Raw genomic sequence first — 20,082 nt, forward strand, 5'->3', positions numbered from 1 at the left:
TTTCTGGTGCAACGCCTCTAGACGGCGCCCCAAAACAATTCGGCCCAGCCCCCCGTTGGTGGGGACTGGGCCGAGAACTGCGTCACGGACGGCTGTGGCTTATTCGACGGCCTTCACCATGTCTTCCACGACCTTCTTCGCGTCGCCGAAGACCATCATGGTCTTGTCCATGTAGAAGAGTTCGTTGTCGAGGCCCGCATAGCCGGCGGCCATCGAGCGCTTGTTGACGATGATGGTCTTGGCCTTGTAGGCCTCGAGGATGGGCATGCCGTAGATCGGGCTGCCCTTCACGTGGGCCGCCGGGTTCACCACGTCGTTGGCGCCGAGGATGATCGCGACATCCGCCTGGCCGAACTCGCCGTTGATGTCTTCCATCTCGAAGACCTGGTCGTAGGGCACCTCGGCCTCGGCCAGCAGCACGTTCATGTGGCCGGGCATGCGGCCGGCGACCGGGTGGATGGCGTACTTCACCGTCACGCCCTTTTCGGTCAGCTTGGCGGCGAGTTCCTTCACGGCGTGCTGGGCGCGGGCGACGGCCAGGCCGTAGCCCGGCACGATCACCACCGTCTCGGCATTGCCGAGCACGAAGGCCGCGTCGTCGGCGCTGCCGCTCTTCACGTTGCGCTGAGCCTGCGCGCCGCCGGTGGCCGCGGTGGTGTCACCGCCGAAGCCGCCCAGGATCACGTTGAAGAACGAGCGGTTCATCGCCTTGCACATGATGTAGCTCAGGATCGCGCCCGAGCTGCCCACCAGTGAGCCGGCAATGATCAGCATGCTGTTGTTGAGCGAGAAGCCGATGCCCGCCGCCGCCCAGCCGGAGTAGCTGTTGAGCATGGACACCACCACCGGCATGTCGGCGCCGCCGATCGGGATGATGATCAGGACGCCCAGCACGAAGGCGATCGCCAGCAGCAGCCAGAAGTCGATGCGCGCCTCGCTCACCGTGTAGCCCACGATGAAGAAGAGCGCCGCCAGGCCCAGCACCAGGTTCAGGATGTGTTGGCCCTTGAAGACGACCGGCGCGCCCTGGAACAGGCGGAACTTGTACTTGCCCGAGAGCTTGCCGAAGGCGATCACCGAGCCGCTGAAGGTGATGGCGCCGATGGCCGCGCCCAGCGCCAGTTCGAGCCGGTTGCCGTGCGGGATGGCGCCGCCCTTGTCGGTGATGCCGAAGGCCCACGGCTCGACCGCCGCCGCGACCGCGATGAACACCGCCGCCAGGCCGATCATGCTGTGCATGAAGGCCACCAGCTCCGGCATCTTGGTCATCTCGACCCGCTTGGCCATGATGGTGCCGGCGGTGCCGCCGACCAGGAGGCCCAGCAGCACCCAGCCGAGGCCGAGGGCGTTGCCGCCGGCCAACTTGACGATCAGCGCGCCGGTGGTCACCACGGCGATGGCCATGCCGACCATGCCGAAGAGGTTGCCGCGGATCGAGGTGGTGGGGTGGCTCAGGCCCTTCAGGGCCTGGATGAAGCAGATGCTCGCAACGAGGTAGAGCAGCGTGACGACATTCATGCTCATTTCGCGCCCTCCTTCTTGGTGTCACCCGCGGCAGGCGCCTTCTTCTCTTTCTTCTTGAACATCTCGAGCATGCGGCGTGTCACGAGGAAGCCGCCGAAGACGTTGACCGCGGCCAGCGCCACGGCGAGCACACCCATGGTCTTGCCAAGCGGCGTCTCGGTGAGGGCGGCGGCCAGCATGGCGCCCACGATCACGATGGCCGAGATGGCGTTGGTCACGGCCATCAGCGGGGTGTGCAGGGCGGGGGTCACGGTCCAGACCACGTGGTAGCCCACGTAGATGGCGAGCACGAAGATGATGAGGTTGGTGATGGTCGGCGAGATGATGTCCATCCGACGTTCTCCTTGGAATGTGTCTTGCGGATTTAAAGCTTGCGGATTTCTTTGACCTTGTTGCGCTCGTCGAGCAGCACCACGGTGGGCTTGTAGGTGGCGGAGTTGACCTCGCTCATCGTCGCGTAGGTGCAGATGATGAGCAGGTCGCCCACGTGCGCCTTGCGCGCCGCGGCGCCGTTGAGGGAGATCGTCCCCGAGCCTTTGGGCGCCTTGATGATGTAGGTGGAGAAACGCTCGCCGTTGTTGATGTTGTAGAACTCGATGCGCTCGTACTCCACCATGTTGGCGGCGACCATGAGGTCTTCGTCGATGCCGCACGAACCCTCGTAGTGCAGGTCGGCTTCGGTGACGGTGGCGCGGTGCAGCTTGGCCCGCAGCATCACTCGGTTGTTCATGCTGGCCTCTTACTTCCGCTTCACTTCGCCGCCCTGCGTCATCAGGCAGGCGGCCACGATGTCGTCGTCCATTGGCACGTTGAAGCCGCCTTCCTTGGTGAGGACGAGCTTCAGGAAATCGAGCACGTTGCGCGCGTAGAGCGCGCTGGCGTCGGCCGAGACGAGCGCCGGCAGGTTGGTCTCGCCCACCAGCGTGACGCCGTGCTTGACGACCGTCTTGTTGGCCTCGGTCAGCGGGCAGTTGCCGCCCTGTGCCGCCGCGAGGTCGACAATCACCGAGCCCGGCTTCATCGACTTGACCATCTCTTCGGTCACCAGCACCGGCGCGGCGCGGCCGGGGATCAGCGCGGTGGTGATCACCACGTCGGCCTGGGCCACGCGCTTGGCCACTTCAACCTTCTGGCGGTCGAGCCAGCTCTGCGGCATGGGCTTGGCGTAGCCGCCCACGCCTTCGGCGGCTTCTTTCTCTTCCGGCGTGTCGTACGACACGTCGATGAACTTGGCGCCCAGCGACTCGACCTGCTCTTTCACCGAGGGCCGCACGTCGGACGCCTCGATCACCGCGCCCAGCCGCTTGGCGGTGGCGATGGCCTGCAGGCCCGCAACACCCACGCCGAGGATGACCACGCGCGCGGCCTTCACCGTGCCGGCGGCCGTCATCAGCATCGGGAAGAAGCGCTGGTACTTGTCGGCCGCGATCATCACCGCCTTGTAGCCGGCGATGTTGGCCTGGGAGGACAGCACGTCCATGCTCTGGGCGCGGGTGGTGCGCGGCGCGGCTTCGAGCGCGAAGCTCGTGAGGCCGGCCGTGGCCAGGCGCTGCAGGCCGGCCGCGTCGAAGGGGTTGAGCATTCCGACGAGGTTGGCGCCGGACTTCATCAGCGACAACTCGGAATCGACCGGAGCCCTCACCTTGAGCACCAGGTCGGCCCCGAGGGCGCCTGCCTGGTCGGTGATCTCGGCGCCGGCGGCGATGTAGGCCTCGTCGGTGGCGCTGGCGGCCACGCCGGCCCCCGACTGGATGCGCAGGGTGTGCCCCTGTGCCTTGAGTTTCTTCGCGGTTTCAGGCGTGACGGCCACGCGCGTCTCGCCGGCCACCGTCTCGAGCGGTACCCCAATCAACATGGAACTGACTCCTCCGTCGCGGGCGCATCCCGTGAGCTTGCGCCGAACTTACAAAAACACGCGAGCGTAACGCATCGCGCGCACGCCGTCGTCGCGTTGGTGTCACAGCAAAGGCTGGCGGCTACCATGCCGTTCCATGTCAGAGCGTTGGAAACCTAGTGTCACGGTGGCCGCGGTCATCGAGCGTGTGGCCGAGGGCGAAAGCCGCTTCCTGTTGGTGGAAGAAGACACCGCCGAGGGCTTGAAGCTCAACAACCCGGCCGGCCATCTCGAAGAGGGCGAGTCGCCGGAGCAAGGCGTGTGTCGAGAGGTGCTGGAAGAAACCGCCTGTACCTTCACGCCGCAGTGCGTGGTGGGCGTCTACCTGTCGCGCTTCCAGCGGCCGGCCACCGGCGAAGACGTGACCTACGTGCGCCTCGCCTACGGCGGCACGGTCGGCGAGCCCGACCCGGCACGCAGGCTCGACGAGGGCATCGTGCGCACCCTGTGGATGACGCTGCCCGAGCTGCGCGCCAGCCGCGAGCGGCACCGCAGCGCACTGGTGCTGAGCTGCATCGAGGACTACCTCGCCGGCTGCCGCCACCCGCTGTCGCTGGTGCACGCCGATGCCACGGTCTACGCGCCGGAGATCAAGCGCTGAGGCAGGCCTCTCCTGACACGCCGTTGGCAGCAGCCCTCGCCCACGATCGGCCCTTTCGCCATTCACGCACAGGAGCCGACATGCCCTTGCCCGTCGCAGACAACGCGCCGCACGATTTCGATTTCATCCTCGGCGACTGGCGCGTGCAGCACCGCCGGCTGAACGCCCGCCTGGCCGGCTGCACCGACTGGACCGCGTTCGCGGGCTTGTCGTGCACACGCCAGACCCAGGGCGGCTTCGGCAACCTTGAAGACAACCTGCTGCACTTTCCCGATGGCGATGTGCGCGCCGTCGCGATGCGGTCGTACGACCCGCACACGGCAGCGTGGGCCATCTGGTGGCTCGACGGCCGCCACCCGCATCGGCTCGATGTGCCGGTGGTGGGCCGGTTCTTCGACGGCGCGGGCGTGTTCTATTCCGACGACACGCTGGACGGGCGGCCCATCCGGGTGCGCTTCATCTGGCGGCCCAACCCCGGTGCCCGCCCAACGTGGGAGCAGGCCTTCTCGGCCGATGCCGGTGCCAGCTGGGAAACCAACTGGACCATGGAGTTCACCCGCCATGAAGGCTGAGTTCGTTCGGCACGCCTTGCTGTGCGGACTGGGGTGGCTCGCCCTGGCCGGCTCTGCCGTCGGGCAGGCGTCCGGCGGCTGCAACTGCTTCCCACCCGAGGTGCAGGAGAGGACGGCGCGCGAGGCGCTCGACAAGGCGCGGCTGGCGGTCTACGGCCGGGTGGTCGAGATCGACGCCGCCACCGGCCGCACGCGGCTGCTGGTGCTCGAATCGTTCAAGGGGCCAGAGAAGGGCGCGGTGCTGTCGCTGCTGCCGGCGAGCACCGCCTGCCTCACCGCCACCGCAGCGGTGGGCGACGAGCGCCTGCTCCTGGCCTTCGACGAGCCGGCGGGTGCTTGCGACACCCACCCGCCCGATCACTACCTGGTGGCCCGCTTCCGGGCCTTGCGCTGAGCGACGGTCACTTCGCCGCCACGACCTCCAGCAGCTCCACCTCGAAGACGAGCGCCATGCTCGGCTCGATCTTGCCGCCGGGCGCGCCGCGCTTGCCATAGCCCATCTCGGGCGGAATGTAGAGCTTCCACTTGTCGCCGACCTTCATCTTCTGCAGCGCCTGCGTCCATCCCGGGATCACCTGGTCGACCTGGAAGGTGGCCGGCTCGCCGCGCTTGACCGAGCTGTCGAACACCTCGCCGCTGAGCAAGGTGCCGGTGTAGTGCACCTTCACCCGGTCGTTGGCCTTCGGGCTCGCGCCCTTGCCGCTCTTGATCACCTCGTACTGCAGGCCGCTCGGCAGTGCGGTCACGCCGGGCTTCTTGGCGTTGTCGGCCATGAACTTGGCCGCCGCTTCGCTGTTCTTCTTCTCGGCCGCCTCCTGGCGTGCGGCGCGCTGGGCCATCAGCTGCTGCTGGAACTTGCCCATCACCTCGGCCTGCTGCTCCTGCGTGAGCGCGGGCTGCTTCTTCTTCAACGCGTCCTGCACGCCGCGCTGCAGCGCTTCGGTGTCGATGTCGGGCACTTCCTTGCTGACCGACGAGCCGAAGTTGAAGCCGATGGAGTAGGCAGCCTTCTGCGCGTCGGTGGTGAGCTTGGGCGCCGGGTCGGCGGCAAAGGCCGGCAGGGCGAGGCACAGGGCCAGGGCGAGGACGTGTTTCATGTCTCGGGGGTGTTGGAGTAGAGCGGAGGGGCCAGTATCCTTCGTCTGCCGGTCGCGGCCGCGACCCTCGCACAGTGCGAGGCTTGCTAAGGTTGCCGGCATGAAGATTTCCGAACTGGCGCGCCGCACCGGCGTCTCGGTGCACCGATTGCGGCGCTACGAAGACGCCGGGCTGATCCAGGCCGAGCGCCGGCCTTCCGGCTACCGCGAGTTCGGCGAGCGCACGGTGCGCGAGGTGGTGTTCCTCTCGATGGGCCGCGACCTCGGCTTTTCGCTGCAAGACTTGGCCGATGCCGTGCCGCGCTACCGCGCCGGCACGCTCACCTTCGAGCAGATGGTCGAGGCCATGCGGTCGCGCATTGGCGAAGTCGACGCGCTCATCGCCGAGCAGCGCGCGTTGCGCAGGAGGCTGGTGTCGCACATCGGCTGGCTGCAGCAGCGTCAGCGTGAGGCCGAGAAGGCCCGCTCGGCCTCCAAGTCCGCCTGGCCCCGCACTCGAAAGGAACGACCATGACACCCGAAGGCTATGTGCGCCACACCCGGCGCAGCCCGCTCACCGACCCCTGGGAGCCGCTCCACGCACGCGAGACGGCCGAGTCGGTGCAGCTGGCGGTCGAGATCCGCGAGGCGCACTGCAACGCGCGCGGCTTCGCCCACGGCGGACTCATCAGTGCCCTGGCTGACAACGCGATGGGCCTGTCGATCGTGCGCCTCGCGCGCCAGCAGCCGGGGCAGGAGCAGACCAGCGCCGTGACGGTGACGCTGGCCTTGGACTACCTCGACACCGCGCGCATCGGCGAATGGCTGGAGGTGCAGCCGAACGTGCTCAAGCTCGGCCGCACCTTGGCCTTTGCCGAATGCCGCGTGGTCTGTGGCGATCGCCTGATCGCACGCGGCAACGCCAGCTTCAGGATGGTCTGAAGCCTCGCAACAGCAGCACCACCGTCTCGGCGCCGGCTTTGCGGTCGCGTGAGATCTCCTGGTACTCGGGCGACTCGGCCAACGCGCGGTAGGCCGCGTGGTCGGGGAAGGACATGAGCACCACCTTGTCGCGCGGCCACTCGCCTTCCACCACCTGGGGCGCCTCGTCGGCCACGAGCAGCGTGCCCTGGAAGCGCGAGAACACCCCGAAGAAGCGCGACTGGTAGCGGTCGTAGGCGCCGCGGTCGGTGAATTTGAGCTGCGCCATCACATAGACGGTCATCGTGGCACCTCCTCAGGCCAGTGCCGGCTCGCTCTGGCGACGCCAGTGCACGATCTCGGCGATGGTGAGCGTGGGCAGGCCGTGCGCCAGCGCGAATCGGGCTACGTCCTCGCCGCGGGCCATCGTGCCGTCTGGGTTCATCAGCTCGCACAGCACCGCGGCCGGCTTGAGGCCGGCCATGCGCATGAGGTCGACCGAGCCTTCGGTGTGGCCGTCGCGCTCCAGCACGCCCCCAGGGCGTGCGCAGAGCGGGAACACATGGCCGGGCCTCACCAGGTCGCTGGGCTGTGCGCCATCGGCAATCGCCGCACGGATCGTTGTCACCCGGTCGGCCGCGCTCACCCCGGTGGCGACACCGTGGCGGGCCTCGATCGAGACGGTGAAGGCGGTGCCGTAGCGGCTCTCGTTGCACGGCACCATGGGCTGCAGCGCAAGCTGCGCCAGCGTGTCGGGCGGCAGGCACAGGCAGACGATGCCGCTGCCCTCGCGGATGAACATCGCCATCACCTCGGGCGTGATGTGCTCGGCGGCGACGATGAGGTCGGCCTCGTTCTCGCGCTCGTCGTCGTCGAAGAGCAGGATGGGCCGGCCGGCGTAGAGCGCGCGCAGCGCGGTTCGCAGGCGATGGGGGTAGGTGTTGAAGGTCGGTTGAGACATGAAACGCTCCTCGTTGAGTAGACGAAAAACGTTCCAGGGCGCGCAAACGCACGGCGCCCACGCCGGTGGCCCGGCAGGGCAGCCATGCATCAGCACATCTTCTTTCATCCGGACTGTGCCGCCGTAGCGAAGCGCCTATGCAATTGCGCAGCGTAGGCGGCACTGTTTTCCGCCTGCACTGCTCAACGAACGGCACGTCACCGCGGCGGAAAACCGTCGGCCCTGGCTTCGCACCAGGTCTGCTGACCTTCCCCCTGAGAAGGGTGAAGCGCTCGCGGGCTCGCGGCTTGCGCCACATACCGCCGGTGGGGAATTCCGCCCCGCCCTGAAGACGTGTGCCGGCACCAACGCCGGCGCAGCCATCTTGCGCCTGCGATGCGGTGGCGGCTGTCGTGTGCGTGACGCAGCGCATGGCATCGATTTTTTCGATGCCGCGACCGAAAAACTTTCCATCCACGACGCGGGCGGCACGGCTCACCATGCAAGCACCCGACGACAGGAGGCCCCATGCAACGCCGACACCTGCTGTTCACCGCCGCCACGGCCCTCGCGCCCGCGGCCGCCCGCGCCAACATGGTGTGGCTGCTACCCACCGGCTACAAGGCCGACTCCTTCCAGGGCCAGAACGTCGCGCGTTTCGCGCGGTCGGTGGAGGCCGCAACCGCTGGCAGCCTGCGCATCCAGGTGCAGCCCGACAACCAGGGCGTGCCCTTGGCGCAGATCGCCGCTGCGGTGCGCGCCGGCCGTGTGCAGGCCGGCGAGGTCATCATGACCGGGCTCGCGCAGGACATCCCGATCGCCGGCGCCGACGCCGTGCCCTTCGTGGTGTCGAGCTACGAGGACGCACAGCGCCTGTGGCAACACCAGCGCCCGCTGGTCGAGCGCCACTTCGAGGCACGCGGGCTGAAGCCGCTCTTTGCCGTGCCGTGGCCACCGCAGGGCCTCTACACGATCCGCCCGGTGCGCAGCGCCGACGACCTGCGCGGCAGCCGCATGCGCACCTACAACGCCACCACCGTGCGCATCGCACAGCTGCTTGGCGCCGAGCCGGTCGACGTGCCCATGTCCAAGGTTGGCCAGGCGCTCGCCGAGGGCCGCATCGACACCATGATCACCTCCGCCGTGACCGGCGTGGAGAACAAGGTCTGGAGCGCCTTCAAGTTCTTCTACGAGATCAACGCCTGGTTCCCGAAGAACCTCACCTTCGCCAACGCCGCGGCGTATGCGGCGCTGACGGACGCGCAGCGACAGGCGGTGCTCCAGTCCGCCAGCGCCGCCGAAACCAACGGCTGGGCGGCCAGCCGCGTGGCCGCCACCGAGTCGGCGCAGGAGTTGCGGCGCAACGGCATGCGCACTGAGCCGGCGCCGCCGCTGCTGCAGCCGGTCATTCGCCGCTTGGGCGAGCGCTTCTCGCTGGAGTGGCTGCAGAGCGTGGGGCGCGAGGCCAACGAGGTGTTCGTGCCCTTCTACGCAGCGCGCTGAGGCGCGTGCAGTCTCCCCACGCCAGCGCCGCGCAGGAGCGCTTCCTACAATCGCGGCATGGCGAAAGTGCGTGTGGTCGTGGGTTTGAGCGGGGGTGTCGACTCCGCGGTGACCGCCTACCTGCTCAAACAGCAGGGCCACGAGGTCATCGGGATCTTCATGAAGAACTGGGAAGACGATGACGACGACGAGTACTGCTCGTCGCGCCAGGACTTCCTCGACGCCGCCTCGGTAGCCGACGTGCTGGGCATCGAGATCGAGCATGTGAATTTCGCCGCCGAGTACAAGGACCGTGTCTTCGCCGAGTTCCTGCGCGAGTACCAGGCCGGCCGCACGCCCAACCCCGACGTGCTGTGCAACGCCGAGATCAAGTTCAAGGCTTTCCTCGACCACGCGATGCGCCTGGGCGCCGAGAAGATCGCGACCGGGCACTACGCGCGGGTGCGCGAGGTGAAGGGCGAGTTCCAGCTGCTCAAAGGGCTCGATCCGCTGAAGGACCAGAGCTACTTCCTGCACCGCCTGACGCAGGCGCAGCTCTCCAAGACCATGTTCCCGGTCGGCGAGCTGCCCAAGACCGAGGTGCGCCGTATCGCAGCCGAGATCGGCCTGCCCAACGCGAAGAAGAAAGACTCGACCGGCATCTGCTTCATCGGAGAGCGGCCGTTCCGCGACTTCCTCAACCGCTACCTCGCCAACACGCCCGGCCCCATCCTCGACGACCGCGGCCGCCAGGTGGGCGAGCACGTCGGCCTGAGCTTCTACACGCTCGGCCAGCGCAAGGGCATCGGCATCGGCGGCCTGAAGGAGCGTGGCGCGGCCAAGGGGGGTAGCGAGCACGAGCCCTGGTTCGTGGCGCGCAAGGACATGGCGCGCAACACCCTCTCGGTGGTGCAGGGCCACGACCACCCCTGGCTGCTGTCCGATGGTCTGGTCGCCGACGACCTGAGCTGGGTGGCCGGCCACCCACCGCCCGCCGGCCCGGTGGCGGCCAAGACGCGCTACCGGCAGAGCGACGCGCCCTGCACCATCGCCCCCACGGCGGGCGGCTTCACGCTGCACTTCGAGAGCCCGCAATGGGCCGTGACCCCTGGCCAGTCGGCGGTGGTCTACGACGGTGAGGTGTGTCTGGGCGGAGGTGTGATCGCCGCGGCGATCGGCGAACCGGCCTTGGCGGCAGCCAGGTAAGCCAGCGCTCATCAACCCTGTGGCGAGCGCTCGGGAGAGCGCAGACGTGAACTGCTGCACGATGCCCGTCGCGGGTCTTCAAGTCGCCCGGTTGCAAGCCGATACACCGAGGAGCCCGACCAACCGGCCGGGCGCTGCCGTCGACGCGCCACCATGCCCCGAATCCCCCCCGCTTTCCTGCTTGCGCTCAGCGCGCTGGGGCCGGCGCTCGCGCGGGCGGCCGTGGTGGCGGTCACCGTCACCGACGAGGCCGGCCAGCCGCTGCCCGACGCGGTGGTGATGCTGGAGACGACGGCCACGCCCAAGCCGCCGGTCCGACCGATGCCGATGGTCGAGGTGTCGCAGGCCAGGCGCCAGTTCCAGCCGCGCGTCACCGTGGTCACGGTGGGCACGCCGGTGAACTTCCCGAATTTCGACACCGTGCGCCACCACGTGTATTCGTTCTCGCCGATCAAGACCTTCGAGCTGAAGCTCTACGCCGGCGTGCCGGCCCAGCCCGTCGTGTTCGACAAACCCGGCGCGGCGGTGCTCGGCTGCAACATCCATGACCGCATGGCGGCCTGGGTGGTGGTGGTCGACACGCCCTACCACGCCCGCACCGATGCGCGCGGCCAGGTGCAGCTCGATGGCGTGCCGCCCGGTAGCTACCGGCTGCGGGCTTGGCACGCGGGGGTGCCGGCCGGCAAGGAGCCGGCGCCTGTCGCCCTGAACGTGGCCGTCGGCGATGCGCGCGCCCAGCTCACCCTGCCGGCGGTGCCGCTGTGAGCGCCGACACCCTGGTCTCGTCACCGCCGCGCCCCGGCCCGCTCACAGCCGCGCGGCGCTGGGTGCGCAAGTCGCTCAGCGCCCGCATCGTCTTCGTGTTCCTTGGCCTGCTCCTGGTGGTGCAGGGCCTGAGCTTCCTCGCCATCCGCGCCAGCATCGACCACAACGCCCGCGCCGCCATCAGCCGCGACCTAGAGGTCGGCGAACGCCTGCTCAAGCGGCTGCTGCTGCAAAACGCCGACAAGCTCACCGAGGGCGCGTCACTGCTCGCCACCGACTATGGGTTCCGCTCCGCGGTGAGCAGTGGCGACGAGGCCACCATCGGCTCGGTGCTGGCCAACCACGGCGAGCGCATTGGCGCGAGCGTGGCGGCGCTGCTCGACACCGACTTCAAACTGCGTGCCTCGGCGCACGCCGACGCCCAGTCGTTGCAGCCGGTGCTGGCCCGCCTGGCCCAGCGCGAGCGCAAGTTCGCCGGTGACGTGGTGATGGTCGACAACCGCCCGTTCCAATTCGTGCTGGTGCCGCTGCGGGCGCCGGTCACGGTCGGCTGGGTGCTGATGGGGTTTCCGGTCGACCAGCGCCTGGTCGATGAAATGCTCGGCTTCTCGTCGCTGCACGTGAACCTGGAAATGCGCGCCACGCCGCAGGCCGCGTGGACCACGCTGCTGTCGACCCTGCCGCAGGAGTCGCGCCTCGCGTTTTCGCGCCAGGCCGTGCACCTCGCCCGGGGCGAGTCGGGCGGCATCGTGCTGCCGGGCGGCGAGTACCAGACACGCGCCGTCTCGCTCACCGACGGTGATGCCGCCAGCCCCGCGGTGTCGGCCTTGCTGATGCTGTCGGTCGACGAGGCGGTGGCCCCGTACCGCCAGTTGCAGCTCGGCCTGGCCGCGCTCACGCTGCTGGGCGTGCTGGTGTTCGGTATCGGCAGCGTGCTCACCGCGCGCCGCGTGACCACGCCGCTGCGCCGCCTGGCGGCTGCCGCCGAACGCCTGGGTGCCGGCGACTACGCCACGCCGCTCGGTGGCCAGCACCGCACCGACGAGGTCGGCGACCTGGCCCATGCCTTCGAGCGCATGCGCGTCAACGTGGCCAGCCAGCAGGACGAGATCCTGAAGCTCGCGTATTGGGACAGCCTCACCGGACTGCCCAACCGCGTGCAGTTCCGCAACGCGGTGGTTGAAGCGATGACGCTCGCCCAGGCCGACGGCCGTTCGGTCGCGGTGGTGATGCTCGACCTCGACCGCTTCAAGCACGTCAACGACGTGCTCGGCTACCGCTTCGGCGACCTGATGCTGAAGGGTGTGGCCGAGCGCCTGTCGCAGCAGGCGGTGCGCAACGGCGACCTGGTGGCGCGCCTGGGTGGCGACGAGTTTGCGGTGCTGCTGGCCGACATGGAGCCGTCGGACGACCTTGCGCACACCCGCTCGGTGGCGCAGCGCCTGCACGCCGCGTTTGGCGACGTGATGACGCTCGAAGATCACACCGTCGACATGAGCGCGAGTTTCGGCATGGCGGTGTGGCCGCACCATGCGAGCGACGCCGATGGCCTGCTCAACCGCGCCGAGGTGGCGATGTACCAGGCCAAGCGCCGAGGCGACGGCCCGGTGCTCTACGACCCGGCCTTCGACGCCGCCAGCAGCCAGACGCTCACGCTGCTGGGCGAGTTGCGCCATGCGGTCGACCACCGCGAGCTGCGCCTGTACCTGCAGCCCAAGCTCGCGCTCGACACCGGCCACGTGGTCGGCGCCGAAGCGCTGCTGCGCTGGCAGCACCCGCAGCGTGGCCTCGTGCCGCCGATGCAGTTCATCCCCTTTGCCGAGCAGACCGGCTTCATCCGCACGCTGACGCTGTGGGTGTTTGAAGAGGCTGCGCGCAACTGGCGCGTGCTCAACGAGGCCGGCCTGCGCATCACGATTTCGGTCAACCTGTCGACGCGCGACCTGCTCGACGTCGAGCTGCCGCAGAAGTTCGAGGCCCTGCTGGTCAAGCACATCGTGCCGGCCGAGGCCTTCTGCCTGGAGATCACCGAGAGCGCGATCATGGACGACCCGCAGCGTGCGATGGGCACGCTCGACCGGCTGTCCAAGCTGGGCTTTCGCCTGTCGATCGACGACTTCGGCACCGGCTATTCATCGCTCGCCTACCTGAAGCGCCTGCCGGTCGACGAGATCAAGATCGACCGCTCGTTCGTGATGAACATGGAAAAGGACGCCAACGATGCGCGCATCGTGCGCTCGACCATCGACCTCGCGCACGGCCTGGGCCTGACCGTCGTCGCCGAAGGGGTGGAAAACGCCCAGGTCTGGCAGTTGCTGCGCGAGCAGGCCTGCGACGAAGCCCAGGGCTTCCACATGAGCCGGCCGATGCCGAGCAGCGAATTCATCGCCTGGTCCACCGGCTGGGCGACCCGCCTGTCGGCGATGAAGCTCAAGGGCACCGGCAGCGCCAACGTGACCTTGCACTGAGCGGGGTCAGGGCTTCGACTCTGTCTTGGGGTCGGCCGTGGATTCAGCCTTGGGCTCGGCCACGAACCCGATGCGGTTGAGCCCCGCCTTCTGCACCGCGCCGATGAGTTCGGCGACCCGCCCATAGGGCACGGTCTTGTCGGCGCGCAGCTGCACTTCGGTCTGCGGGTTCTTGCGCGCGGCCTGGGCGACACGCTCGGCAAAGGTTTCCGGCGAGACGATCTGGTCGGCAATGTAGAGCCGGCCCTGCGGGTCGATCGAGACGGCGATGAAGTCGGGCTGGTCGCTCGCGGTGGCCGCCTCGCTCTTGGGTAGGTCGAGCTTGAGGCTCGAACTCATCAGCGGCGCGGTGATCATGAAGATCACCAGCAGCACCAGCATCACGTCGATCAGCGGCGTCATGTTGATGTCGCTCATCGGCGGCGGTGCCGAGCTGCGTTCGAGGCGGCCGAAGGCCATCGGTCTAGACCTCGGTGGTGGTGGCCGAGGGCTCGGCCAGCAGTTCGCGCAGGTCGTGCGCGAAGCCTTCGAGGTCGGCTTCGCAGGCGGCCACACGCTTGTTGTAGACGTTGTAGGCCAGCACCGCGGGAATGGCCACCGCAAGGCCGGCCGCCGTCATCACCAAGGCTTCGCCGACCGGGCCCGAGACACGGTCGATCGTCACCGTGCCGGCGACCGAGATGCTGAGCAGCGCGTGGTAGATGCCCCAGACCGTGCCGAAGAGGCCGATGAAGGGGGCGGTGCTGCCGATGGAGGCCAGCACGACCTGGCCGAACTGCAGCTGCGTGAGCACACGGTGCAGCGCATCGCGCAGGCGGCGGGTGAGCTGCGAGGCGAGGTGGCCGCGCGATTCGAGCGTCTGGCCGGAGTGGCTGGCGGTGGCGGCGGCGAGCAGCGGGCGCAACACGCCTTCGCGGTCGAACACGGCCAGCTGCTTCTCGCCTTCGTCGAGCGAAGCCGCGCCCCAGAAGGCCGGCACGGCACGCGCGATGTCGCGCTTCACGCGGCCGAGCACCCAGCCCTTCCAGAAGATCAGCACCCAGGCGCTGATGGACATCAGCAGCAGCAGCGCGGCCACGCCACGCGTGATGGCGTCTCCCTGTTGCCAGAAGCCTGCGAAGCCACCCATGTCAGGCGAGCCCCAGCACGTCGTTCATGGTGAAGAGGCCGCTGGCCTTGTCGCGCAGGAAGCGCGCGGCGCGCACGCTGCCCTGGGCATAGCCGGCGCGGCTGCTGCTCTTGTGCGAGATCTCGATGCGCTCGCCGGTGCCGGCGAAGAGCGCGGTGTGGTCGCCGATGATGTCGCCGCCGCGGATGGTGGCGAAGCCGATGGTCGACGGGTCGCGCTCACCGGTCACGCCTTCGCGGGCGTAGACGGCACAGTCCTTCAGGTTCTTGCCCAGCGCCGCGGCGATGGTCTCGCCCATCGCGAGCGCGGTGCCGCTCGGGGCGTCGACCTTGTGGCGGTGGTGGGCTTCGATGATCTCGATGTCGTAGCCCTGGCTCAGCGCACGGGCAGCCACGTCGAGCAGGCGCATCATCACGTTGACGCCCACGCTCATGTTGGGCGACTGCACGATGGCGATGTGCGCCGCCTGGGCGCCGATCTCGGCCTTTTGCGCATCGGTGAGGCCGGTGGTGCCGATCACGAGCTTCACGCCCAGTTCGCGGCAGACGGCGAGGTGGGCCATCGTGCCTTCAGGGCGGGTGAAGTCGATCAGCACGTCGGCGTTGGCCAGGCCGCTCTTCAGGTCGGCGCTGATGTGCACGCCGCTCATGCGGCCAAGGAAGCCGGCGGCGTCTTGTCCGAGGGCGGCGCTGCCCGGGACGTCGAGCGCGCCAGCGAGCTGGCAGTCGTCGGCGGCGAGCACCGCTTCGATCAGCATGCGGCCCATGCGGCCGGACGCGCCGGCGATGGCGATGCGCAGGGGAGCGACGTTGCTCATGTGCGGGGCTCCAGCGGCGGATAGGTGCGTGCCGGGCCTTCAGGTGCCGAGGCGGCGGCTTCGGGCTTGGGTGGCACGGGCAGGGCCTTGATCTCCTCGGGCGTCAGGGCGAGTTTGGGCACCTTGCGCGGCGTCTTGACGGTGTCGATCGAGGCGACGAAATCGCGCTCCGAAGGCAGGTCGGGGGCGTCGATGCTCTTCAGCTTCTCGCCCTCGAACAGCACCACCACCTTGCGCTGTTGCGGCTCGGCGCCCTGGCGGCGGATCGTGAAGGCGTAGTCCCAGCGGTCGGCGTGGAACAGGTCGGTCAAGAGCGGCGAGCCGAGGATGTCGCGCACCTGCGCGCGCGTCTGGCCGGGTTTGATGAGGGCGACCTGCTCCTGGGTCAGCACGTTGCCCTGCACGACCTCGATGCGGTAGGGGGTGATGAAGCCGAGGAAATGGTCGCTGGATTGCAGCGAACTGCAGCCCGCGAGCAGGATGGCGGCGAGCGGGCCGGCGATCCAGAGTACAGACACGCGAGGAACGGACATGCGGATGGGGCGTTGCAGAAAGGGGCGGAGGCCTGCTGAGAGCAGGCCAACCTCGATATGATCCGCGGATTCTAGGGGTGCGTTGCGCCCTGCTGGACAGCCACCATGTCAAACGCTGAAGACCTCAAGAGCAGCGGCCTCAAGGCCACCCTGCCGCGCATCAAGATCCTGGACGTGTTCCACCACTCCAGCCAGCGTCACATGACGGCGGAAGACGTGTTCAAGTCCTTGCTTGCGGAAGGGGCCGACATTGGTCTCGCGACCGTCTACCGCGTGCTGATGCAGTTCGAGCAGGCGGGCATCCTGTCGCGCAACCATTTCGAGTCGGGCAAGGCGGTGTTCGAGTTCCAACGAGGGCAAGCACCACGACCACCTGGTGTGCATCGACTGCGGCCGCGTGGAAGAGTTCTACGACGCCGAGATCGAGAAGCGGCAGAACGCGGTGGCGGAGTCCAAAGGCTTCCAGCTGCAGGACCACGCGCTGTCGCTGTACGCCGTCTGTACCAAGAAAAACTGCCAGTACAAGACCGGCAAATAAGGAAAAAGAAGGATGCGCCCGCGAAGCGAGGCGCAACATCAAGCCACGCCCAAGGCCCGGGTCTCCCGGGCCAAAGGGTGGCGCCCAGCGGGGCAGGAGCGCAGCGACTGGGGGGCCGATTTACTCGGGTTTTTGCATGGCGCGCTGGTGGCGCTCGATGAATTCCCGATACGTGTCGATGCCGCGCAGCTGCAGGATGGTGTTGCGCACGGCGGCCTCGACCAGCACCGCCAGGTTGCGGCCGGCGTCGACCGCGATCACCACTTTGCGGATGGGGACGCTCAGCACGTCTTCGTTCAGCGGCTCGTAGGGCAGGCGCTCGAAGTCGCGCTCGAGCGTCTCTTTGCGCACCAGGTGCACGATGAGCTTGAGCCTCATCTTGCGGCGCACCGCGGTCTCGCCAAAGATCGATTTGATGTCGAGCAGGCCGATGCCGCGCACTTCGAGCAGGTTCATCAGCAGCTCGGGGCAGCGGCCTTCGATGGCGGTCTGCGAGATGCGGTAGAGGTCGACCGCGTCGTCGGCCACCAGACCATGGCCGCGCGAGATGAGTTCCAGGCCGAGTTCGCTCTTGCCCAGGCCCGATTCGCCGGTGAGCAGGACGCCCACGCCCAGGATGTCCATGAAGACCCCGTGCCGTGTGGTGCGCTCTGCGAAGAGCTGTGCCAGGTAGCCGCGTACCACGTCGATCACATGGCCGGCCGAGCCGTCCGTCACGAAGAGCGGGATGTCGGCGCGATCGCACAGGGCCACCAGCTTGTCGGGCGGCGTCTGGTTGTCGGCGACGATCACCACCGGCGGCTCCAGCGTCACGATGCGCTGGATGCGGCGCTCCTGGTCTTCGGGCGAGGAATCCTGCAGGTACGCCACCTCCCGGCGGCCGACGATCTGCACCCGGTAGGGGTGGATGTAGTTGAGGTAACCCACCAGGTCGGCGGCCGATTGCGCGTTGCGCACCGCCGCTTCATCGAAACGGCGTTCGGGGTGGGCATGGCCGGCAACCCATTCCCAGCGCAGGGCCGGGCGGTGTTCTTCGAACAGCGCTTCTGCGCTGATGACTGATGGCTTCACGCGGCGAGGATAACCGCAGGCAAGCCGGCCGTCAGGCGACCGACTTCAACGGTTCCCAGTTGGAGATCAGTTCGTGCACCTTCGCGGCGCTGGTTTCCGTCTTGAGGCGCTCACGCAGCTCGCGATCGCTCAGCATCTCGGCGATCTCGGAGAGGATTTCCAGGTGCCGCTGCGTTGCCGCCTCGGGCACCAGCAGGAAGATCAAGAGGCTCACCGGCTCGTCGTCGGGGGCATCGAACGGGATCGGCTGCTGCACGCGCACCACGGCGGCCAGCGGGTTCTTCAGGCCCTTGATGCGACCGTGCGGGATGGAGACGCCGTGACCGAGGCCGGTGGAGCCGAGGCGTTCGCGGGCGAAGAGGTTGTCGGTGACCGTCGCACGCGCAATCGAGTGCTGGTTTTCGAACAGCAGGCCAGCGTGCTCGAACGCGCGCTTCTTGCTGGTGGCCTCCACGTCAACGAGTACGTTGGCGAGCGGCAGGATGGCGGACAGTCGGTTCATCGGCAGATCGGTTCGAGCCTCTCCTGAGGCACCCGGTTCCACGAGTGACCGGGGGACCCATCATAGAACCGGGCCTCGTCCCTGCGCACGCTCGTGCATCGGCAATGCGAGGAATTGTGCACTCGCTGCTGCGCAGCAGCAACGACCGCCAGCCCCCACGGGCGGGTGTGTGGCGAACGCGCGAAAGAGCGGGGCGCAAAAAAGCGGCCCGCAGGCCGCTTGGTGCACCGGAACGTGGCGTTCCGCTCAGAGGGTGGCATCCATGCGCTTGGGCGCCAGATGGTGGTGGTCTTGCAGCTTGTCCTTGTGGCGGCAGACCTGGCGGTCGAGCTTGTCCATCAGCTGGTCGATCGCGGCGTAGAGGTCTTCATGCGAATGCTCGACGAAGATGTCCTTGCCCTTCACATGCAGCGTGACCTCGGCCTTCTGCCTTCGTTCCTTTTCCTTCAGCTTCTCTACCGACAGCAGCACGTTGATGTCCACGACTTGATCGAAGTGACGCGTGATCCGGTCCAATTTCGTAAGCACGTACTCACGCAGGGCTGGGCTCACGTCGAGGTGATGGCCGCTGATCGTCAAATTCATCGGGGACTCCTTTCACAAGGCGGGTGGGAAAAGCAGAAGGGGAGAGAAAGGGAGGAGGGGAGAAGAGGGGGAGAAGAAGGGGGGCGGGAATCGCAGAAGTCGAGACCAGTGTGCGCCCGAAACGGGACAGTGACAAGCGGGTGACAACGACGTTGGCAGGCCTGTTGAGGCCGATTCGTGCGTCGGATCAAACCGACGTCCTTTTCCTCACGGAAGCCGCGTCTTTCGGCGCGTTTCGCGGGTTGCCTCGGCTTGATGGCCTCGCAAAACGGGTGTGATAATCCGCCGTTTTCGTACACGGAGTGCGACCCCCGCATATGGACAGCAGTCACCCTCGGTGACCGTCCGCTCTGACGCTCGACAGGCGCCCACCTCCCGGTGATGTGCCCATGGCCAGGGTGAGACGGTTCCCCGCGCAAGCCCTCTCTCCTTTTTTGGCCACCTCCCCACGGCGCCTCCATGCAGCCCGTGCGGACCTGTCGGAGCCCTGCATGCTCAACGTCTTTACGCTGGCCAACGGCCGGCTGTTCCAAGAAGAAATCGAAAGCCCCGGCGCCCTGGCCAACGTGCGTCCGGTGTGGGTCGACCTCGAAGCCCCCACCCCCGAAGAGAAGACCTGGATCGCCGAACGCTTCGGCGTGAACATCCCCGAAGACGTGGTCGACGACGACCTCGAGGAATCGGCCCGTTTCTACGAGGAAGACAACGGCGAGCTGCACATCCGTTCCGACTTCCTCATCGATGACGACGACACCCGCCGCAACGTGCGCGTGGCCTTCATCCTGCACAACAAGGTGCTGTTCTCGATCCACGGCGAAGACCTGCCGGTGTTCCGCCTCCTGCGCCTGCGCGCACGCCGCATCCCGGCGCTGATCGAAGACGCGAAAGACGTGCTGCTCAAGCTCTACGACGCCGATGCCGAGTACAGCGCCGATGCGCTCGAAGGCATCTACGACAACCTCGAAAAAGTCAGCGCGCGGGTGCTGAAGGAAGAGATCAACGACCAGGCCGCCGGCCAGGCGCTCGCCGCCATCGCGAAAGAAGAAGACTTGAACGGCCGCATCCGCCGCAACGTGATGGACACGCGCCGTGCGCTCAGCTTCATGATGCGCAGCCGCATGCTCAACGCCGAGCAGTTCGAGGAAGCCCGCCAGATCCTGCGCGACATCGACTCGCTCGATTCGCACACCGCCTTCCTCTTCGACAAGATCAACTTCCTGATGGACGCCACCGTCGGCTTCATCAACATCAACCAGAACAAGATCATCAAGATCTTCTCGGTGGCGAGCGTGGCCTTGCTGCCGCCGACCTTGATCGCCAGCATCTACGGCATGAACTTCCAGGCCATGCCCGAGCTGAACTGGCGCTTCGGCTATCCGTTCGCCATCGGCCTGATGCTTGTCAGCATCATTTCGCCCTTCTGGTATTTCAACCGCAAGGGATGGCTCAAGTAGGGCT

General features: G+C 67.6%; 24 protein-coding genes, 1 pseudogene and 1 riboswitch. Of the genes and pseudogenes, 11 read left to right on the forward strand and 14 right to left on the reverse strand.

All coding sequences use genetic code 11. The features are described from left to right. Positions 1 to 99: 99 nt before the first annotated feature. The 4 genes from LRS03_RS19875 to LRS03_RS19890 are packed head-to-tail and all read right to left on the reverse strand — an operon-like array spanning position 100 to position 3,379. Positions 100 to 1,524 (reverse strand): NAD(P)(+) transhydrogenase (Re/Si-specific) subunit beta, encoded by a 1,425-nt coding sequence (locus tag LRS03_RS19875; protein WP_257827680.1) that lies wholly within the window; start codon positions 1,522 to 1,524, stop codon positions 100 to 102. After that, the gene (locus tag LRS03_RS19880) at positions 1,521 to 1,856 is read right to left on the reverse strand and encodes an NAD(P) transhydrogenase subunit alpha part 2 (RefSeq protein WP_257827681.1); all 336 of its coding nucleotides are present in this window, start codon (positions 1,854 to 1,856) and stop codon (positions 1,521 to 1,523) included. The genes LRS03_RS19875 and LRS03_RS19880 overlap by 4 nt, the downstream gene beginning before the upstream one ends. Positions 1,857 to 1,888: 32 nt before the next feature. Continuing rightward, entirely contained in the window at positions 1,889 to 2,254 is a 366-nt protein-coding gene (panD, locus tag LRS03_RS19885; RefSeq protein WP_257827682.1) for an aspartate 1-decarboxylase, read from the reverse strand. Positions 2,255 to 2,263: 9 nt separating this feature from the next. Beyond that, complete coding sequence (locus tag LRS03_RS19890) at positions 2,264 to 3,379, reverse strand: Re/Si-specific NAD(P)(+) transhydrogenase subunit alpha (protein WP_257827683.1); 1,116 nt, start codon at positions 3,377 to 3,379, stop codon at positions 2,264 to 2,266. Between the two features lie 136 nt (positions 3,380 to 3,515). On the opposite strand from LRS03_RS19890, the gene LRS03_RS19895 reads away from it, so the two are divergent. The 3 genes from LRS03_RS19895 to LRS03_RS19905 all read left to right on the forward strand — a co-directional run bounded on the left by LRS03_RS19895 (position 3,516) and on the right by LRS03_RS19905 (position 4,985). Beyond that, positions 3,516 to 4,019, forward strand: coding sequence for an NUDIX hydrolase (locus LRS03_RS19895; protein ID WP_257827684.1), 504 nt, complete (start codon positions 3,516 to 3,518; stop codon positions 4,017 to 4,019). An 80-nt stretch (positions 4,020 to 4,099) separates the two neighbouring features. Next, positions 4,100 to 4,591: a DUF1579 domain-containing protein gene (locus LRS03_RS19900; protein ID WP_257827685.1), complete on the forward strand. Its 492-nt coding sequence runs from the start codon at positions 4,100 to 4,102 to the stop codon at positions 4,589 to 4,591. After that, positions 4,581 to 4,985 carry a hypothetical protein gene (locus LRS03_RS19905; RefSeq protein ID WP_257827686.1) on the forward strand — a complete coding sequence of 135 codons (405 nt, stop codon included), beginning with the start codon at positions 4,581 to 4,583 and terminating at the stop codon, positions 4,983 to 4,985. Before LRS03_RS19900 ends, LRS03_RS19905 begins: the two co-directional genes overlap by 11 nt. A 7-nt stretch (positions 4,986 to 4,992) precedes the next feature. On the opposite strand, the gene bamJ is transcribed toward LRS03_RS19905, so the two are convergent. Continuing rightward, entirely contained in the window at positions 4,993 to 5,688 is a 696-nt protein-coding gene (gene bamJ / locus LRS03_RS19910; RefSeq protein WP_257827687.1) for a BamJ family beta-barrel-assembly machinery protein, read from the reverse strand. Positions 5,689 to 5,788: 100 nt separating this feature from the next. On the opposite strand from bamJ, the gene LRS03_RS19915 reads away from it, so the two are divergent. Both LRS03_RS19915 and LRS03_RS19920 read left to right on the forward strand, forming a co-directional pair. After that, positions 5,789 to 6,202 carry a MerR family DNA-binding transcriptional regulator gene (locus LRS03_RS19915; RefSeq protein WP_257827688.1) on the forward strand — a complete coding sequence of 138 codons (414 nt, stop codon included), beginning with the start codon at positions 5,789 to 5,791 and terminating at the stop codon, positions 6,200 to 6,202. After that, on the forward strand, positions 6,199 to 6,609 hold the full coding sequence (locus LRS03_RS19920; protein ID WP_257827689.1) for a PaaI family thioesterase: 411 nt from the start codon (positions 6,199 to 6,201) through the stop codon (positions 6,607 to 6,609). Before LRS03_RS19915 ends, LRS03_RS19920 begins: the two co-directional genes overlap by 4 nt. Here the strand turns inward: LRS03_RS19920 and LRS03_RS19925 are convergent. Both LRS03_RS19925 and ribB read right to left on the reverse strand, forming a co-directional pair. Further along, entirely contained in the window at positions 6,596 to 6,892 is a 297-nt protein-coding gene (locus LRS03_RS19925; protein ID WP_257827690.1) for a DUF1330 domain-containing protein, read from the reverse strand. The two genes, LRS03_RS19920 and LRS03_RS19925, sit on opposite strands and share 14 nt — an antisense overlap. 12 nt (positions 6,893 to 6,904) lie before the next feature. Next, entirely contained in the window at positions 6,905 to 7,549 is a 645-nt protein-coding gene (gene ribB / locus LRS03_RS19930) for a 3,4-dihydroxy-2-butanone-4-phosphate synthase (RefSeq protein WP_257827691.1), read from the reverse strand. A 192-nt stretch (positions 7,550 to 7,741) separates the two neighbouring features. After that, a riboswitch (FMN riboswitch) is annotated at positions 7,742 to 7,886 on the reverse strand. A 170-nt stretch (positions 7,887 to 8,056) separates the two neighbouring features. Here ribB and LRS03_RS19935 point away from each other — a divergent pair. The 4 genes from LRS03_RS19935 to LRS03_RS19950 all read left to right on the forward strand — a co-directional run bounded on the left by LRS03_RS19935 (position 8,057) and on the right by LRS03_RS19950 (position 13,449). Further along, the gene (locus LRS03_RS19935; RefSeq protein ID WP_257827692.1) at positions 8,057 to 9,031 is read left to right on the forward strand and encodes a TRAP transporter substrate-binding protein; all 975 of its coding nucleotides are present in this window, start codon (positions 8,057 to 8,059) and stop codon (positions 9,029 to 9,031) included. A 57-nt stretch (positions 9,032 to 9,088) separates the two neighbouring features. Further along, positions 9,089 to 10,216, forward strand: a complete 1,128-nt coding sequence (mnmA, locus tag LRS03_RS19940) for a tRNA 2-thiouridine(34) synthase MnmA (RefSeq protein WP_257827693.1) — start codon at positions 9,089 to 9,091, stop codon at positions 10,214 to 10,216. 153 nt (positions 10,217 to 10,369) lie between these two features. Then, entirely contained in the window at positions 10,370 to 10,981 is a 612-nt protein-coding gene (locus LRS03_RS19945; RefSeq protein WP_257827694.1) for a carboxypeptidase regulatory-like domain-containing protein, read from the forward strand. After that, on the forward strand, positions 10,978 to 13,449 hold the full coding sequence (locus LRS03_RS19950) for a putative bifunctional diguanylate cyclase/phosphodiesterase (RefSeq protein ID WP_257827695.1): 2,472 nt from the start codon (positions 10,978 to 10,980) through the stop codon (positions 13,447 to 13,449). Before LRS03_RS19945 ends, LRS03_RS19950 begins: the two co-directional genes overlap by 4 nt. Positions 13,450 to 13,455: 6 nt before the next feature. On the opposite strand, the gene LRS03_RS19955 is transcribed toward LRS03_RS19950, so the two are convergent. From LRS03_RS19955 to LRS03_RS19970, 4 genes are read right to left on the reverse strand one after another with little or no spacing between them, the layout of a single operon-like run. Then, positions 13,456 to 13,908, reverse strand: a complete 453-nt coding sequence (locus LRS03_RS19955) for an ExbD/TolR family protein (protein WP_257827696.1) — start codon at positions 13,906 to 13,908, stop codon at positions 13,456 to 13,458. A 4-nt stretch (positions 13,909 to 13,912) separates the two neighbouring features. Continuing rightward, positions 13,913 to 14,578 (reverse strand): MotA/TolQ/ExbB proton channel family protein, encoded by a 666-nt coding sequence (locus tag LRS03_RS19960; RefSeq protein ID WP_257827697.1) that lies wholly within the window; start codon positions 14,576 to 14,578, stop codon positions 13,913 to 13,915. A 1-nt stretch (position 14,579) separates the two neighbouring features. Then, the gene (dapB, locus tag LRS03_RS19965; protein WP_257827698.1) at positions 14,580 to 15,395 is read right to left on the reverse strand and encodes a 4-hydroxy-tetrahydrodipicolinate reductase; all 816 of its coding nucleotides are present in this window, start codon (positions 15,393 to 15,395) and stop codon (positions 14,580 to 14,582) included. Next, entirely contained in the window at positions 15,392 to 15,928 is a 537-nt protein-coding gene (locus LRS03_RS19970; protein ID WP_257827699.1) for an outer membrane protein assembly factor BamE, read from the reverse strand. The genes dapB and LRS03_RS19970 overlap by 4 nt, the downstream gene beginning before the upstream one ends. Positions 15,929 to 16,033: 105 nt before the next feature. Here LRS03_RS19970 and fur point away from each other — a divergent pair. Next, positions 16,034 to 16,466, forward strand: a pseudogene (gene fur / locus LRS03_RS19975) (ferric iron uptake transcriptional regulator). A gap of 120 nt (positions 16,467 to 16,586) precedes the next feature. Here the strand turns inward: fur and hprK are convergent. From hprK to hpf, 3 genes are all read right to left on the reverse strand, one after another. Further along, positions 16,587 to 17,537 carry an HPr(Ser) kinase/phosphatase gene (hprK, locus tag LRS03_RS19980; RefSeq protein WP_257827700.1) on the reverse strand — a complete coding sequence of 317 codons (951 nt, stop codon included), beginning with the start codon at positions 17,535 to 17,537 and terminating at the stop codon, positions 16,587 to 16,589. A 31-nt stretch (positions 17,538 to 17,568) separates the two neighbouring features. Further along, positions 17,569 to 18,039, reverse strand: coding sequence for a PTS IIA-like nitrogen regulatory protein PtsN (ptsN, locus tag LRS03_RS19985; protein WP_257827702.1), 471 nt, complete (start codon positions 18,037 to 18,039; stop codon positions 17,569 to 17,571). Positions 18,040 to 18,285: 246 nt separating this feature from the next. Continuing rightward, the gene (gene hpf / locus LRS03_RS19990; protein ID WP_257827703.1) at positions 18,286 to 18,624 is read right to left on the reverse strand and encodes a ribosome hibernation-promoting factor, HPF/YfiA family; all 339 of its coding nucleotides are present in this window, start codon (positions 18,622 to 18,624) and stop codon (positions 18,286 to 18,288) included. A 491-nt stretch (positions 18,625 to 19,115) separates the two neighbouring features. Between hpf and corA the strand changes: the two genes are divergently transcribed. Beyond that, a complete protein-coding gene (corA, locus tag LRS03_RS19995) occupies positions 19,116 to 20,078 on the forward strand; it encodes a magnesium/cobalt transporter CorA (protein WP_257827704.1) in 963 nt (320 codons plus the stop codon). The last annotated feature ends 4 nt before the right edge of the window (positions 20,079 to 20,082 follow it).

This window comes from Rhizobacter sp. J219, from assembly GCF_024700055.1.
GTDB lineage: Bacteria > Pseudomonadota > Gammaproteobacteria > Burkholderiales > Burkholderiaceae_C > Rhizobacter.

Excerpts from the sequence above, each read along its gene's own strand:
- LRS03_RS19875 (WP_257827680.1), bottom strand. The coding sequence starts at position 1,524 with ATGAGCATGAATGTCGTCACGCTGCTCTACCTCGTTGCGAGCATCTGC.
- LRS03_RS19880 (WP_257827681.1), bottom strand. The coding sequence starts at position 1,856 with ATGGACATCATCTCGCCGACCATCACCAACCTCATCATCTTCGTGCTC.
- panD (WP_257827682.1), bottom strand. The coding sequence starts at position 2,254 with ATGAACAACCGAGTGATGCTGCGGGCCAAGCTGCACCGCGCCACCGTC.
- LRS03_RS19890 (WP_257827683.1), bottom strand. The coding sequence starts at position 3,379 with ATGTTGATTGGGGTACCGCTCGAGACGGTGGCCGGCGAGACGCGCGTG.
- LRS03_RS19895 (WP_257827684.1), top strand. The coding sequence starts at position 3,516 with ATGTCAGAGCGTTGGAAACCTAGTGTCACGGTGGCCGCGGTCATCGAG.
- LRS03_RS19900 (WP_257827685.1), top strand. The coding sequence starts at position 4,100 with ATGCCCTTGCCCGTCGCAGACAACGCGCCGCACGATTTCGATTTCATC.
- LRS03_RS19905 (WP_257827686.1), top strand. The coding sequence starts at position 4,581 with ATGAAGGCTGAGTTCGTTCGGCACGCCTTGCTGTGCGGACTGGGGTGG.
- bamJ (WP_257827687.1), bottom strand. The coding sequence starts at position 5,688 with ATGAAACACGTCCTCGCCCTGGCCCTGTGCCTCGCCCTGCCGGCCTTT.
- LRS03_RS19915 (WP_257827688.1), top strand. The coding sequence starts at position 5,789 with ATGAAGATTTCCGAACTGGCGCGCCGCACCGGCGTCTCGGTGCACCGA.
- LRS03_RS19920 (WP_257827689.1), top strand. The coding sequence starts at position 6,199 with ATGACACCCGAAGGCTATGTGCGCCACACCCGGCGCAGCCCGCTCACC.
- LRS03_RS19925 (WP_257827690.1), bottom strand. The coding sequence starts at position 6,892 with ATGACCGTCTATGTGATGGCGCAGCTCAAATTCACCGACCGCGGCGCC.
- ribB (WP_257827691.1), bottom strand. The coding sequence starts at position 7,549 with ATGTCTCAACCGACCTTCAACACCTACCCCCATCGCCTGCGAACCGCG.
- LRS03_RS19935 (WP_257827692.1), top strand. The coding sequence starts at position 8,057 with ATGCAACGCCGACACCTGCTGTTCACCGCCGCCACGGCCCTCGCGCCC.
- mnmA (WP_257827693.1), top strand. The coding sequence starts at position 9,089 with ATGGCGAAAGTGCGTGTGGTCGTGGGTTTGAGCGGGGGTGTCGACTCC.
- LRS03_RS19945 (WP_257827694.1), top strand. The coding sequence starts at position 10,370 with ATGCCCCGAATCCCCCCCGCTTTCCTGCTTGCGCTCAGCGCGCTGGGG.
- LRS03_RS19955 (WP_257827696.1), bottom strand. The coding sequence starts at position 13,908 with ATGGCCTTCGGCCGCCTCGAACGCAGCTCGGCACCGCCGCCGATGAGC.
- LRS03_RS19960 (WP_257827697.1), bottom strand. The coding sequence starts at position 14,578 with ATGGGTGGCTTCGCAGGCTTCTGGCAACAGGGAGACGCCATCACGCGT.
- dapB (WP_257827698.1), bottom strand. The coding sequence starts at position 15,395 with ATGAGCAACGTCGCTCCCCTGCGCATCGCCATCGCCGGCGCGTCCGGC.
- LRS03_RS19970 (WP_257827699.1), bottom strand. The coding sequence starts at position 15,928 with ATGTCCGTTCCTCGCGTGTCTGTACTCTGGATCGCCGGCCCGCTCGCC.
- ptsN (WP_257827702.1), bottom strand. The coding sequence starts at position 18,039 with ATGAACCGACTGTCCGCCATCCTGCCGCTCGCCAACGTACTCGTTGAC.
- hpf (WP_257827703.1), bottom strand. The coding sequence starts at position 18,624 with ATGAATTTGACGATCAGCGGCCATCACCTCGACGTGAGCCCAGCCCTG.
- corA (WP_257827704.1), top strand. The coding sequence starts at position 19,116 with ATGCTCAACGTCTTTACGCTGGCCAACGGCCGGCTGTTCCAAGAAGAA.